The 15,830-nt window shown below is 38.4% G+C and carries 12 protein-coding genes; 8 read left to right on the forward strand and 4 right to left on the reverse strand.

Going from position 1 to position 15,830, the window contains the following annotated elements:
• Positions 1-100: 100 nt before the first annotated feature.
• Entirely contained in the window at positions 101-388 is a 288-nt protein-coding gene (locus K5X82_08425) for a hypothetical protein (protein ID QZT38909.1), read from the forward strand.
• A 481-nt stretch (positions 389-869) separates the two neighbouring features.
• Entirely contained in the window at positions 870-1,268 is a 399-nt protein-coding gene (locus tag K5X82_08430) for a hypothetical protein (protein ID QZT38910.1), read from the forward strand.
• 1,595 nt (positions 1,269-2,863) lie between these two features.
• Here K5X82_08430 and K5X82_08435 read toward each other — a convergent pair.
• The 4 genes from K5X82_08435 to K5X82_08450 form a co-directional block, all read right to left on the reverse strand.
• Positions 2,864-3,019 (reverse strand): hypothetical protein, encoded by a 156-nt coding sequence (locus K5X82_08435; protein ID QZT38911.1) that lies wholly within the window; start codon positions 3,017-3,019, stop codon positions 2,864-2,866.
• Positions 3,020-3,760: 741 nt separating this feature from the next.
• Complete coding sequence (locus K5X82_08440) at positions 3,761-3,916, reverse strand: hypothetical protein (GenBank protein ID QZT38912.1); 156 nt, start codon at positions 3,914-3,916, stop codon at positions 3,761-3,763.
• A gap of 330 nt (positions 3,917-4,246) precedes the next feature.
• Positions 4,247-6,601, reverse strand: coding sequence for a TonB-dependent receptor (locus K5X82_08445; protein ID QZT38913.1), 2,355 nt, complete (start codon positions 6,599-6,601; stop codon positions 4,247-4,249).
• Between the two features lie 749 nt (positions 6,602-7,350).
• A complete protein-coding gene (locus K5X82_08450; protein QZT38914.1) occupies positions 7,351-9,651 on the reverse strand; it encodes a carboxypeptidase-like regulatory domain-containing protein in 2,301 nt (766 codons plus the stop codon).
• A 173-nt stretch (positions 9,652-9,824) separates the two neighbouring features.
• On the opposite strand from K5X82_08450, the gene K5X82_08455 reads away from it, so the two are divergent.
• The 6 genes from K5X82_08455 (at position 9,825) to hisB (ending at position 15,828) form a co-directional block, all read left to right on the forward strand.
• Positions 9,825-10,478 (forward strand): hypothetical protein, encoded by a 654-nt coding sequence (locus tag K5X82_08455; GenBank protein QZT38915.1) that lies wholly within the window; start codon positions 9,825-9,827, stop codon positions 10,476-10,478.
• Positions 10,479-10,490: 12 nt separating this feature from the next.
• The gene (locus tag K5X82_08460) at positions 10,491-11,168 is read left to right on the forward strand and encodes a CAP domain-containing protein (protein QZT38916.1); all 678 of its coding nucleotides are present in this window, start codon (positions 10,491-10,493) and stop codon (positions 11,166-11,168) included.
• 320 nt (positions 11,169-11,488) lie between these two features.
• Entirely contained in the window at positions 11,489-12,346 is an 858-nt protein-coding gene (gene hisG, locus K5X82_08465; GenBank protein QZT38917.1) for an ATP phosphoribosyltransferase, read from the forward strand.
• 18 nt (positions 12,347-12,364) lie between these two features.
• Positions 12,365-13,660, forward strand: a complete 1,296-nt coding sequence (gene hisD, locus K5X82_08470) for a histidinol dehydrogenase (protein ID QZT38918.1) — start codon at positions 12,365-12,367, stop codon at positions 13,658-13,660.
• Positions 13,650-14,693 carry a histidinol-phosphate transaminase gene (gene hisC / locus K5X82_08475; protein QZT38919.1) on the forward strand — a complete coding sequence of 348 codons (1,044 nt, stop codon included), beginning with the start codon at positions 13,650-13,652 and terminating at the stop codon, positions 14,691-14,693. Before hisD ends, hisC begins: the two co-directional genes overlap by 11 nt.
• A 10-nt stretch (positions 14,694-14,703) precedes the next feature.
• Positions 14,704-15,828, forward strand: coding sequence for a bifunctional histidinol-phosphatase/imidazoleglycerol-phosphate dehydratase HisB (gene hisB, locus K5X82_08480; protein QZT39103.1), 1,125 nt, complete (start codon positions 14,704-14,706; stop codon positions 15,826-15,828).
• The last annotated feature ends 2 nt before the right edge of the window (positions 15,829-15,830 follow it).

Raw genomic sequence — 15,830 nt, forward strand, 5'->3', positions numbered from 1 at the left:
GTATTAGTTTTGTTGACATTCTAAAATAGAGCTACCCTACCCTACCTTACCATTATCATCAATGACTAGATAGGGTAGTAAAAAAGTAAACAATCTAAGTATGAGAAACATTCTATTTATTCTTTTGGTGGCAGTATCCGCACCAATCTATGCACAATCGTTTTTAGACAAGAAACATAAAATTGATGCCGAGAAGGTTATTAAGGTACATAACCAAATTAAAAAATACAACAACTACAACACACCTGATGATTCTCTTTTTTATGCGCGTATCAAAAAGCATGTTCCAAATGAAGTAGAACTACCAACAGATAGCCTAGTTTTATTGCTAAGAGAAGTGTTTCATGAGTACCAAGAAGTTGACCCACACTTTAGAGTACATCCTTAATAAGACTATACCACTGGGAAAGATGCTGTATTAGATAAATTGATCCAAATGATTAACAATTAGTCCTAATCATCTATATCAACAAAGAGACTGCAGTCTCTTTATAAACATCTGCTCGGCTATCAATATTCAATGAAAACATCTACTCTAACGACACTTACAACACCCTTACTAGTAAAGTGATAGACATAAATAGTATAATTCTTTGTTTACCCCGTGTTATTACCACATGTACAAAAAGGACTACATTTTCTAGCCTAGAGTGAAGTGCTAGGGGTATATAAATAATATAGGAAAGTCCTAAGTCCGATCCATGAAACTGCTACATTTAACCTTACCTCTGGTTAAATGTAGCAGTTCTCATAAAGTTATTATATACTTTATGAAATACCATTTGAATAAAAAACAGGTAGCCCTAAGTCATACTGATATTTAAAACAATATTATAACTTTAAGTGATAATCATTTAAAACTTAAACCTATGTTGAAAAATGCTGCTTTATTTATCGTAATGCTTATGGCTCACTTTGGCTATGCACAAGATTTTGCGGGACACTACACATGGAAGTCTGAAGATGGAACCGATAAGTTCACCCTAGACCTAAAGAAAACTTCGGACACTACTTTCGAAGGATGTCATTATGCAAGTGTCTTCAATGGAGAATGCAAAGATGCTTCTTTCAATAAGAAGGATATCACAGTAAAAGGTAAAGTGAAAGGAGATACTCTTGTCATCCAAATAGAAGGTCGTTATACTGTGGGGGCTAAGGCCAAGGTTTATCTTACTCCTACAGATAAAAAGGGAATGTATTTATGGAGGGTGGCTACATTAGCTAAAGGAATGTATCACTACCCTGACTATGCTATGCTAAAGAAATAGTCTACGATAAATAACAACAATAATATCCTCACACCTCTATATGTATACTTTTTAGAGGTATGAGGGTATTGCTCTATCCACTTTTATCTTATAAAAACAAATCCCTTCAAAGATATTTCTAGACAGTAAGACTACAACATTCGTTTACCATTCGAAACATAATTTATATACTTGTAAGCATATTGTAATATAACAACACCTACCCATTATGAATTATATAAAACGTATGGAAACACTTTCTCAAGTTCATCATGCCATCTTATACCACCACAAAGGAAGTGTAGAGTAGATCTCAAACCAAATTGGCCTCACAAGAAGTACATTTTATAAATACGTACAAGAGCTAGAGTGTTTGGGTGCTAAAATAAGATACTCCAGAAAAAAACGATGTTTTGAATATATCACCCCTTTTAGTTTCAAAGTAATGATTAATACAACAGAAGTCAACCTGTACTATGGCACCTAAGGAGCCTATAAATTGGCACAAACTATGCAATCCAACGAAATAAAAAAATCCGTTTCATCTGTCTAATCTGTGTGCCACCCCTTGCGCTCCAACCCTTCGTGTCTTTGCGGCTTCGCGGTTCAATTCTCCTTACACCACAACCAAATCCGTGGCTAATTATACTTTTCTTTAACGTATATCTGGGCCAGGCCTTCAGCCCTTGGTTGTAGTTTTTATTTTATTACCCAAGGCTCCAACCTGTATGATGCGCTACTGCGCAACATATGGTTTCCACCATTGGGCTATGTTCGGTTTCCCTTTCAGGGATTGTTGCAGCATATACAAAACTTCGTGCCTTTGGGCTTCTTTTAAATCAGTGTTCATCCATTCTACATCCAATACTGCTTAGTTTGTGCCAATTTATTGGCACGTGAGGGATACATAAGCCGAGTTAATACATCAACAAACCAACGCGCAAGGCGTGCCAATAAATTGGCACAAACTTCCACATACCAACGTCGTACAAAATACATCCAATACGACATAGTTTGTGCCAATTCATTGGCACGTGAGGGATTGTAAATAGCAAATTGATAGTCATTAATTTCTCGTAAAAGTAAATTACCATTATTTGAACCAAGCCCCGAACGGGGTGACCGAACCTAGCCCAATGGTGAAATGAATATGTTGCGCGGTAGCGCTACATAAGAATGAGCCTTGGGTACAACCCACCTCCAACCCCTAAGGGCTGAAAGCCTGACCCATTTCATCAACGCGCAAGGCATGCCTATAAATTGGCACAAACTATGCAATCCAACGAAATAAAAAAATCCGTTTCATCTGTCTAATCTGTGTGTCACCCCTTGTGCTCCAACCCTTCGTGTCTTTGCGGCTTCGCGGTTCAATTCTCCTTACACCACAACCAAATCCGTGGCTAATGATACTTTTCTTTAACATATATCTGGGCCAGGCCTTCAGCCCTTGGTTGTAGTTTTTATTTTATTACCCAAGGCTCCAACCTGTATGATGCGCTACTGCGCAACATATGGTTTCCACCATTGGGCTACGTTCGGTTTCCCTTTCAGGGATTGTTGCAGCATATACAAAACTTCGTGCCTTTGGGCTTCTTTTAAATCAGTGTTCATCCATTCTACATCCAATACTGCTTAGTTTGTGCCAATTTATTGGCACGAGAGGGATACATAAATCGAGTTAATACATCAACAAACCAACGCGCAAGGCGTGCCAATAAATTGGCACAAACTTCCACATACCAACGTCGTACAAAATAGATCCAATATGTCATAGTTTGTGCCAATTTATTGGCACGTGAGGGATACATAAGCCGAGTTAATACATCAACAAACCAAGGCGTAAGGCATGCCTATAAATTGGCACAAACTTCCACATACCAACGTCGTACAAAATAGATCCAATATGTCATAGTTTGTGCCAATTCATTGGCACGTGAGGGATTGTAAATAGCAAATTGATAGTCATTAATTTCTCGTAAAAGTAAATTACCATTATTTGAACCAAGCCCCGAACGGGGTGACCGAACCTAGCCCAATGGTGAAATGAATAGGTTGCGCGGTAGCGCTACATAAGAATGAGCCTTGGGTACAACCCACCTCCAACCCCTAAGGGCTGAAAGCCTGACCCATTTCATCAACGCGCAAGGCGTGTCAATAAATTGGCACAAACTATGCAATCCAACGAAATAAAAAAATCCGTTTTATCTGTCTAATCTTTGTGCCACCCCTCGCGCTGCAACCCTTCGTGTCTTTGCGGCTTCGCGGTTCTATTTTCCTTACACCACAACCAAATCCGTGGCTAATGATACTTAGCTTTAACATATATCTGGGCCAGGCCTTCAGCCCTTGGTTGTAGTTTTTATTTTATTACCCAAGGCTCCAACCTGTATGATGCGCTACTGCGCAACATATGGTTTCCACCATTGGGCTATGTTCGGTTTCCCTTTCAGGGATTGTTGCAGCATATACAAAACTTCGTGCCTTTGGGCTTCTTTTAAATCAGTGCATCCATTCTACATCAAATACTGCTTAGTTTGTGCCAATTTATTGGCACGAGAGGGATACATAAACCGAGTTAATACATCAACAAACCAACGCGCAAGGCGTGCCAATGAATTGGCACAAACTTCCACATACCAACGTCGTACAAAATAGATCCAATATGTCATAGTTTGTGCCAATTCATTGGCACGAGAGGGATACATAGTCCATCATCTCCAACACGCAAGGCATGCCAATCAATTGGCAAAAACTACCATACACTGTTCTTAGCTTATTATTTCGATACAGATGAGTTACCCTTTCCTTACCAAATTATATTGTAGAGGTAAGGAAAGGGTAACTCAAAGGTAAGTTAAGGGTAAGTTTAGTATAGGGATGGAATATTTAACCCCTAAGGATGTAACCGCTTTTAACTACATAATATCATTCTATTTAATGAAATTAGCACCTTTCCTCTCTCTAAAGAGATATACTCACACCTTTATAAACATCACAAATTAAAGGCGTCGTAGCTCGGTGGCGTTCGAACTTTTTGACTTAAAACGCTTCTTAGTGGTAGAAAGATTATAGCGTAAACTAACGGTCAACATATTCCGATCGTCTCCATCCCAAGTAAAGTCAATCAACTTATAACTATAATCTAATAGTTGATTCCACTTGGTAGGAATATACTGATAGGCCACTTGAAGTGTTAATTTATCTTGCCACATCTTCTGCCTCAACGATAAGTTGAAACGATAGTAATCACTAAATGTTTTATAACTATGGGTAGCCTTACTATAAAGGAGATCTGCATCTAAGGAGGTCGTCTTGGTTAGATCAAACTGATTGGTCCATTTGAAATAGACCCCAGGTGTATTATTGGTATATTTCACCCCATCTTCGATCAAGATACGCTCCATGTAGGATAACGAAAGAAAAGGGCGCATACTCCAAAACTTGTATTGAAACGAACGACTCAGATTCATTGAATACTTACATCGATCCTCCATATTAATATATTTACAAACAGTATATTCGATCTGAACAGGATCGTTAATATACATCAAATCACTCGGATTCTGACGGTAAGAAGCCGTAAAAGAGACATTGAACTTATTCAATTTAGTAGATAGAGAGAGTGTTTTATATTCCGTGGGCTTCAATAATGGATTACCTTGTCGGGTCTCATAATGGTTTAAATACTGCACACGGTTGTTTAACTGCCTATAAGAGGGGCGTTTGATGCGTTCCGAATAAGACAATCTAAGAGAGTAGTTTTTCGAAGGCACATAACTAATATTGGCACTCGGAAACCAATCTTCCATGATCAACTCAGGCTGCCCCTCATTGTTCCAAGACCTCTTGGTTTTCACCTTTTCGTATCGGCCTCCGGCAGACATATGAATCTTTTTCCCTAATTTATATGAAAGAATCCCATATAGTGCAGTGACCTGTTCATCCAACTCCACTTCACTTGTAAACTTATTATTAGCAATCCATTGATTGCTTTCTTGATGATAGAAGTGATTTTTGTTATCATTCTTTACCATGGAATACCTCGATCCCAACTCCATATCTATTCTCTCTTTGATCAGTGGTATTTTTACATCCAACTGAGAAGAGAATATATCATATAAAAAATGAGCATTGCTTTTCATCTTTTGTCCACCTTCAGGCTCGATATAAAATTCATTCAACATATTGTCACGAGAATGATCGGCCTTATAATAATCCGAGATCCATGAGATCTCATATCCCTTATTTTCAAACTGATAATTAAAATTAATTCCATTCCTCTGATACGTCTGAGTCTCATCATTGAGATTTGTTAGTGGAGCTAAATGGGTTCCATTCTTCAACACATCTGTCTCTTTATGGGTAAAACCAGCAGTGCTATTATCATAGCCTTCATACTTTAATGCTATAGAATGATGAGATGCTGGCATAAAGTTCATCCCCACCGCATAATCACTCCCTTTCGTATGAAATAGGTTTTCAAATTCTCGATCCATAGACTCAAAATAATACCCCTCTTTTTGGAAACGATTGTGTGAGCTATTGAAACCTTCATCTTTTTGGTTCGTATAACCATATCTAGCAAACATCACCACTTTGTTTGTGACATACGTTATATCTCCATTTAACTGCCCACTTTGATGCCTGCCTTTCGTATATAGAGTTCGTAGACTCGCGCTTATCCCCCTCTCCTTTGGTTTGATCGTTACGATGTTAATCACACTCTGCCCTTCTGCATCATATTTTGCCGAAGGATTCTCTATCACCTCAATCTGCTTGATGTTTTGTGAACTCAGAATAGACAACTCTTGATCGCTAGTTATTTTACGATTATTGATTAATATTAATGTAGAGCCTCGACCTGCCACCGAGACCTTCTTGGTCATTGGGTCCACTAAAACATAAGGCGTACGACTCAGGGCTTGCACTGCATTGCCCGCATCACTAATGGCAGTATTTTCTACCTCTACCACGTAACGATCACTTTTATTAATAACCTTGGGAATACGCCCCCTTACCTTCACTTCATCGAGCTGTAGTTGGTTTAGTAAAATAGAGATATCTAATAAGTTATGATCATTATCCAATTCAATCACTTTATAGTTGGTTTGGTAACCTAAGGAAGAGGTCGCTAGAAGATATTTTCCATTTCTAACATCAGGCAGTTCAAAGTGTCCATCTAAAAAGGCACCACCCTTTATTACGATCGAATCATTCGGATTCAATAGAGCCACATTAAAATAGTTCACGACACTATCGTTATTACTTTTTACATCTCCCGTAATCCGGCTTTGGGCATTACAGTACATCAATGGTGACAATAGACACACCAATAGAGCCATTCTTTTTTTCATGGTCATTTTAGGAATTTATAAGTATAAACAAGACTGGTCTGACTACTCGTTAAGCCTTAATCGTAATCATATCCATAAGCCTGCTCTGTTTTTTTATAAGGGACATAAAAAACCAGGATGATAGACTCTTATTTAGAATACTTAAGACGAGTACCACTCTAATATATACAACATTAGGTTTTATTGTTAATTACTGTAAATATAATTACACAAAATATAAAATTCAACTTTTATGACTACTCTTTTTATAGCTGACATCCCATATTGCCTATACGTAGTAAAGAAACAACCCATACCGTCTTCTTTTTTACATACCCTATGTTACGACGATTCACCCTGTCTAAACAAATATATTTGGTAGGCCCTTACAATACCTATTCGCTCACCCCATAACAAAATGAACACAAATTCTCCCACTATCCTTCGACCCTTCTCCGTGTTTCCTTCGTACCACCTTCGTATCTCCTTCGACTATTGTTCATATATCGGTCACATATTGGTCACATACTCCTCATCCTTCCTCCACATTTTTGTGGAGAAATAGTAACCAATATATGACCAATCTATATCTAATATGTGACCAATAGTCGAAGGTGGTACGAAGGAAACACGAAGGAGGGGCGAATGAACTACCTTTAAATCCATCGTGAAATACCATTCCAGCCAGAGTTTAATTTACACCGTCTTACACGACCACATTCCCATTCCATTTAGAATAAAGGTATCTCTTTCGATGGCAAGATGTGGTGTCAGGGTCTCTTTGCGTTACTGTCTTCCGATAGTGTGGATGAGTTGTTTTTAAACTGAATAGAGGTACGTTTCTTTCTTCGATAACTGTCTTCACCAAAGGAGATACGATAACTAAGATTGGCTCCCAAAATACACTTTGCATCGTTACAGTAGTTGTTTTCTTTGATTTTTATCACAGGGCTGTCCACCTCTATATTTCTATTTTCTGGTTGATGGAATACCCAAAGAGATAGTTTTATGCCTTTCAATCGGTAGCCTGCCTCGGCAAAGAAGTTGCGACCATAATTCTCGAGGTTCTCTCCTTTTAGGTTTTTATATGGCTCTCTATCTTCTACGAACCAAAACCATCGGTGGTATTTTCCTTTGATATAGAGTCTCGTAAAAGAGCCTTGAAGCGACTTGGTTCGTCCATTTCTCATTTTTAACTGGTTGTCCACCCAGCTGATATATCCACCGAAAGTAAATAGTGGCGAAAGTTCCAATTGGAAGGCACAACTTAACGATAGATCTTTTATGTAAGTTTGTTGCAGAGGACTCTTAAACACCGTCCCTCCCTCTTTATAATAGCTTGTTCGAAATGGTTTGTCGAAATATTGATATTGCACCTTGGTTGAGACATAAAACCTCTTTAATGCGTAAATATGCTTTAAACTCATCACACCGATGTAGTAAGCCTCCATATCAGGATTTCCAACAGATCGATAGTCGGAAACAATCTCCACTGGATTATTTGTCATATTCGACACAGATGGTGCATTGTTGACAATTCCGGTGTATCCTCTTAGCGTATTCTTGGAGTTTAATGGAAGGGTTAGAACTAAGTCTGTATTGTATAGAGTAGAACGTTTGTCTTCGACCCTCTTATCACTCCATTGGCTAGAAATATATTCCATCCCTCCACTCCAATAGTAGGATAACTTACTCCCTGCTTTTCCAGAGAGAGAAGTGTATAGATAGGTGTTGTCATAGTTAAGCTGTTGGACTTTGTCTCTTCCCTCTTCGAGTAGCTTATGATCTAGCTTCACCCCACTATGCCAAGAAATACTCCCTAGTTTGGTGTTGAAAAAAAGCTCTCCTTGATAACGATGAAGATGATTATTACCTTCGGTGGTCGTAGGGCCAATAACAACGTCATAAAACATTGGATTTTGGTTAAATGAGGTATAACTATCCTCGGTGTAACTATACTGCAGATTGGCTCCTACTTTCGTTTGGGACGAAATATCATAGCTATAATATAGTCGTGTCGCAGCCCCTTTACTTTCACTATTCAGACGATAAGATCTGTACATGATATTGGGGTTTAGCGTCTCATCTCCTTCTTCAAATTTATGTTCCTTCTCCTCACTCTTTTTTAAAGAGATGTTCCATTGAAGTTTCGATTTTGCTCCATCTCGCTGGATATCCGCAGATAGATTTTCATCTTTGCTATTGTATAAGCCCCAAGCCGAAGAGTAATCGTAAATACTGTTATTCAATTCGTATCGTTCGTTGTTTTCGATATCTTCAAAATCCTGATAATCCTTGTGGTAACGGATGTTGAAAGTATATATAGAGTCTTCGTATTGTACTCCAACACTATTCTTTCCATAAGTGGTTTTATAATCATCGAAGAAATCGCCAAATAGTGTCACCTTTTTTTTATTTGGACGCGCCATGATGATATCTACGACCACACACTCTTTCTTGTTGGCATACCTAGCAGGAGGCTGATCGTAGTATACAATCTTCCGAATGTTTGTAGAAGAGATCGATTGTAACTGCTCGGAGGACACTTCTATCCCATTTTGTAGGAAAATTACATTACGTCCATCGACTGCTTTGATACCACGAGAGAGTCGTTGCTCTTGGAAGAGTACATTTGAACCAATAAGAGATTTTGCGGAAGGATAATCGATCTTTTCTTGCTTTGAGAATAAAATCGTCTGCTTGTTTCCTTCTACCTTATTTTTAGTTGCAGAGATGGTCACTGCATCGATTTCAATGTCTTGTTTACGAAGGATGATGTCCCCAATATTCGCCCCTTTTTTGATCGATATAATTCGTTTTTCGTAGCCCATGAATGCAAACTGCAGATAACTTAAGGCTTTACTATCCAACGAGAAGCATCCAGTGGTGTCGGTTACAACTGCAGCAAGCCAAGTGGAGTCCTTTCCGTAGCCTGATACTTGAACAGAAGGTAACTGCTTGCCATTTTCATCTATGATACGTCCATTTACGTGTACTTGTGCTTGAACAGGACAAAATAAGAACCATTGTATTAAGCATACAATGGATAAGAATTTCAATTTATAAATCATACTATTTAAATAACACATAAGGGAAAGACTCATAGATAATAACGTATAACATCCGATCCATGGTCCTTATCTAAATTAGACTTTAAAAATAAAAAAATATTATAATAGTATTTCTATTTAGTTTAAATATATTAAAATTGCACAACATTATATTAAATAACCAAGCGACACAGATGAAAACAAACAACTTTTTAATGACACTAGCAGTCTTCTGCCTAGTGCTAGTCTCTTCATGTTCAAAAAGTAAAGATGACATTGGGAACCTAGAACCACAACAGAACACCAAATGTCCAACGGCATCAGGTAGCTGTGTGATGGTTGAGAATGCTGTATCTAAAGCAATACTAAAAGAATTCAATGTATTCAGAGCAGATCCAGTCAATTATAAATTTCATAATCGTAAAGCAAGCAATGATGTGACGAAGTTGTTACAGGCAACCAAACCTTTACCTAAATTTGTACTTAGCGAAGAGCTTTGTAAAGGGGAGAAACAGTATATTTCGGTATTATGTTATGAATCTAAATGGGGCCATGAATATGATGGAACAACCCCTTTACAAAGAGCTGTAAAAGGAGGAATGGTTGATGCCAAGGCAGCTACAGAGCTTCTTTATAGAACGAATAAAGATGAATGTAACCCACGTTTAAAAGATATTAACACTTTAGCTAAACAAATCGTTACTTCATACTGTAATGACCTTTATGACACAGACAAACATAATCTTAAAGCGTTATTAGACCCATCATGGAAATACGCAGGGATGTCATACTATACAAAGAGTTGTTATAAAGGTAGATTTTATTATGGTATCTTGTTGGCAAAATAAAAACATAATGTAATGAAAAAGTTAGCTTTACTGTTACTGATTACTGTCACTTTGGTGACAGTATCATGTTCGAAAGACAAGGATTTATCGACACCTGAACCAAAGGAAAAAATCCAAACGCCACCCAGTTCTAATGATAAAGGGCAAACAACGCCAGCATCTTCTGTTGATTCGAAAGCACAAACAGAGATGTTGAAAGAGATAAATTTCCTACGTTCGAACCCCAAAGGTTATGCAGAGAAGCGCTTAAAGCCTTATTATAACAAAGGTGAAGACAATGGTGCGTATAAAGAGTTGATTGGTACAGCTCCTGTTAAAACACTAAAACTGAACAGCAAACTGGTCTCTTCAGCAGAGAATTATGCTGATGTTATGGCTAAGAAGAATAAGATAGGTCACACTTTTGGTGGCGGCTTAGGTGATCGTCTTCATAACTTTGGATATCAGTGGATGGGTTGTGGCGAGAATGTTGCATATGGAAGTTATCCATATTATAATATTGAACAAGATGCCAAAGAAGCAGCTATTAGATATGTAATTCTGTATGTTATAGATAGAGGAGTTGCAGGGGTAGGTCATCGTAAAAACCTACTTAAAAAATCGTGGACAGAAGTTGGCGTTGGTTTTGGTAAGAACAGAACAAGCTACTTCAATGCCCAACAATTTGCAACAGGAGATTTCTCTAAGTAATAGTTTCCTTTGACCTCATCTTTTGACTTACTGTTGTTAAGATATAATCACACAAAAAGAGGTGATATTTCAACAGAAAGCAGGTCTTAACATTAATTTAAAAGCAAAAAGCTTTGTTTGAGCATTTTTTTTACTAATATTGCATCAGATAATTACAAATAGAAAGAAGAATGAATTTTTTGAATCATCATTATGGCCATCATCATTTCTTACCAAAAGGTAGGCCGTAATTGTTGTGTTTAAAATTTATCTAAACATATTAACGAGCTTACCGTATTATAATGGTAAGCTCGTTTTTTTTTACTCAAAATCTTTATATCATGAAAACCTTACGTATTGCGATTCAAACCAAAGGACGATTAAATCAAGACTCTATAGATCTATTGGCAGATATTGGAATTCAATTGACTCAAGGAAAGAGAAAGCTTATCTCGAAAGCAACAAATTTCCCTGTAGAGGTTCTATTTCTTCGTGATGACGATATTCCAAAGACTGTTGCAGATGGAATTGCAGATATCGGTATTGTTGGAGAGAACGAAGTACTAGAAAAAAGAGAGTCTGTAAATATTGCCAAACGATTAGGGTTTAGTAAATGTAGATTATCTCTTGCAATACCTAAAACAGAGAGTTATACTGGACCACAATGGTTTAACAATAAGACGATCGCCACCTCTTACCCGAGAGTTCTAGAACAGTTTCTTGATGAAAATAATGTTACAGCATCGATACACGAAATTAGTGGGTCTGTTGAAGTAGCACCTAGTATCGGACTTGCAGATGCAATATTTGATATCGTAAGTTCAGGGTCAACCCTTATATCTAACAACCTGAAAGAGATAGAGATTGTAACAAAGTCTGAAGCACTTCTTATTACCAACAGAGAGTTGACCAATGAGAAGCTTTATATTCTACAAGACATTCTATTTAGATTAGATACTGTTGAGACAGCGAAAGGCAAGAAGTATATTATGCTGAATGCTCCAAATGAGCGATTAGAAGAGATCAAATCACTGCTTCCTGGGATGAAGTCCCCAACAATCATTCCATTGGCTAATGCTGGTTGGAGCTCTCTACATTCTGTCATTGATGAACCTCAATTTTGGAGTATCATCAAAGAGTTGAAAGACCTAGGAGCTGAAAGTATATTAATGCTTCCAATCGAGAAGATGATTTTATAATAATACCAAAACTATTAGATGAGACGACTTATTAACCCGAGACCCCAAGAGATCACAGAGTGTTTAACACGTCCAGAGTTGCAGTCCAATAACCTTAAGGATCTGGTAACAAAGATGCGTAAAGACATTCTCTTTCGAGGAGACATTGCTCTAATCGACTATACAGCTCGATATGATAGAGTAAATATCCGAAACCTAGTCATGGAAAAGGACGAAATAGAAGCTTTTGCAGCCACTGTTTCGCCCGAATTGAAGGAGGCTATCCAGTCTGCTGCAAAAAATATAAGCCGTTTTCATGAGAGTCAAAGAATCGAAGTAAAGAAAATTGAAACAGCACCAGGTGTAGTGTGTTGGCAAGAGCAAAAGGCCATTGAGAAAGTGGGGCTCTATATTCCAGGGGGAACTGCACCACTATTCTCTACCGTGTTGATGCTAGGATTACCTGCCCAGATTGCTGGATGTAAAGAGATTGTACTCTGTACTCCTCCAAACCAAGAAGGGAAAATTGCACCAGCCATTGCCTATGCAGCACAAGTAGCAGGAATCACTAAAATTGTTACAGTAGGAGGAGTACAAGCAATTATTGCCATGGCATACGGAACGGAATCCATTCCTTCTGTTGACAAGATATTTGGACCAGGCAATCAATATGTCACTGCAGCCAAACAGCTTGTTGGAATGGATAAGTGTGCCATCGATATGCCTGCAGGTCCTTCTGAAGTGATGGTCATGGCAGACAAGAGTGCATATCCCGCCTTTGTGGCGGCCGATCTTTTATCGCAGGCAGAACATGGTTCGGACAGTCAAGTAATTTTAGTTACGGACCACGAGCCGTTATTGGATGCCGTAGAGGAGGAGGTGAACAAACAACTTGAAGCCTTAGGAAGAAAAGCACTAGCCAACGACGCATTAACTAACAGTGTAATGATATATGTTGATGGTCAGGATAAGATGGTGGATATAGCCAATCAGTATGCTGCCGAACATTTAATTATTGCCACAGAGAACCCTAGTGATATTGCAACCCAAATACGTCATGCCGGATCTGTATTTATGGGGCACTATACACCAGAGAGTGCAGGAGATTATGCATCAGGCACCAACCATACCCTTCCAACCAATGGGTGGGCACGTTCTTATAGTGGTGTGAACCTAGATGCCTTCACCAAAAAGATTACCTATCAAGAGATTAGTGCCGTAGGATTACAATCTATCGGCAATACTATTGAGGTGATGGCTGCGGCCGAATCTTTAGATGCACACAAGAATGCAGTAACTGTACGACTTAAACAATTGAGCAGTAATGAAATTTAATCTGAACGACATTATACGTCCCAATATCTTGTCCCTAGCACCTTATCAGTGTGCTAGAGATGAGTTTGAAGGGGTGGCCTCCATCTATTTGGATGCCAATGAAAACCCATATGATAATGGTTTAAATCGTTATCCCGATCCTTATCAAGCGGAGCTAAAGAGTCATATTGGTCGAATAAAGGGGGTGGATAGCCACCAGATATTCCTTGGTAATGGTAGTGACGAGGCTATTGATCTATTATATCGTATTTTCTGTAGACCAGGGAGAGACAACTATATCTCGATCTCTCCTAGCTATGGTATGTATGATGTTTGTGGAAAGGTCAATGATATCGAAAGAAGAGAGGCGGTACTTACTGCTGATTTTCAAATTGATGTACCTCAGATTCAGAACTTATGGGATGAGAATACAAAACTGATATTTCTTTGTTCTCCTAACAACCCGACAGGGAACACCTTGAATAGAGAGGACATCATTACTTTGTGTCGCTCCTTTAATGGGATCGTGGTAGTGGATGAAGCATATATTGATTTTGCCACGACCCCATCATTTACCAATGAAATTAACCACTACCCAAACCTAGTGGTTTTGCAAACCTTTAGTAAAGCATGGGGACTTGCAGGGATTAGATTGGGAATGGCTATGGCTGCTGAGAATATCATTGCACTCTTTAATAAGGTCAAGTACCCCTATAATGTCAATGTATTGACCCAACAGAAAGCACTCGATACTTTGATTCATCAGGCAGACACTGTGAATCTACAGATAGCTGAGATTGTAAAGGAGAGAGACAAGATGAGTGAACGACTTCGCTCTATTCCCCATGTGGAGAGAGTCTATCCTACAGAAGCGAACTTTATCTTAGTGAAGATCAAAGAAGCAAGTCGTTGTTATCTTCAGTTGTTAGATGAAGGCACTGTAGTTCGTAATCGATCGAAAGTAATACTGTGTGATGACTGCTTAAGGGTGACGATAGGAACGCCTGAAGAGAACAAGAAATTCATAGAACAATTATTAGCCATACTAGACTAACACCATTACTATTTTGAAACAACAGAAACCTAAATTACTCATTATTGACCGCGATGGGACGATGATTGATGAACCTATCGAAGATCAACAAATTGACTCATTTGAGAAACTTCAGTTTGAGGCCCATGTATTTGGTGCACTGAAACGTATTGTAGATTCGAAAGAGTACCTCTTGGTTATGGTCACCAACCAGGATGGTCTTGGAACAGATTCATTTCCAGAGGAGACCTTTTGGGGACCACATAACCGAATGGTCCAAACATTATCAAATGAGGGAATATCGTTTTTAAACACCCATATTGACCGTACATTTGAGCATGAGAATGCCGTTACTAGAAAGCCTAGAACAGGAATGCTTACGCAATATTTAGATGGGAGCTATGATCTTGAAAACTCTATTGTTATCGGAGACAGAGTTTCGGATATTGTGTTGGCAAAGAATCTTGGTTGTAAAGCCATATTCTATAGCGAGGAGACATTGCCAGAAGAACACAAAGAGAGATGTATCGCACAATCAAGGTCGTGGGATAGTATTGCAGACACCATTCTTTTTCCAAAGCGAAGAGTGACCATAGAGCGCACTACAGCAGAGACTGATATAAAAATAGATCTTGTCTTAGATAGTACCGAAAAAGGAGAAATCCATACTGGTTTGAAGTTCTTCGATCATATGCTAGAGCAGATTGATCGTCACGGAAACTGCAAGTTAGATATTCAAGTGAATGGAGATCTTGAGGTAGATGAACATCATACTATTGAAGATGTTGGACTGGCTCTTGGAGAAGCATTTCTTCAAGGATTAGGAGATAAGAAAGGAATTGAAAGATATGGTTTCCTTCTACCTATGGATGATTGTCTAGCACAGGTAGCCATTGATTTTGGGGGAAGACCTTGGATTCTATGGGATGCATCATTCCGTCGAGAGTATGTTGGAGACATGCCAACGGAGATGTTCTTTCATTTCTTTAAATCATTCAGTGATGCTGCCAAATGTAACCTCAACATAAAAGCAGAAGGCGATAATGAGCATCATAAAATTGAAGGAATCTTTAAAGGTTTTGCCAAAGCAATTAAAATGGCTACCAAACAAGATAAAACCGTTTTCACTATACCTAGTACCAAAGAGACATTATAACC

It is taken from the genome of Prolixibacteraceae bacterium (genome assembly GCA_019856515.1).
In the GTDB taxonomy this organism is placed as follows: domain Bacteria; phylum Bacteroidota; class Bacteroidia; order Bacteroidales; family Prolixibacteraceae; genus Halosquirtibacter; species Halosquirtibacter xylanolyticus.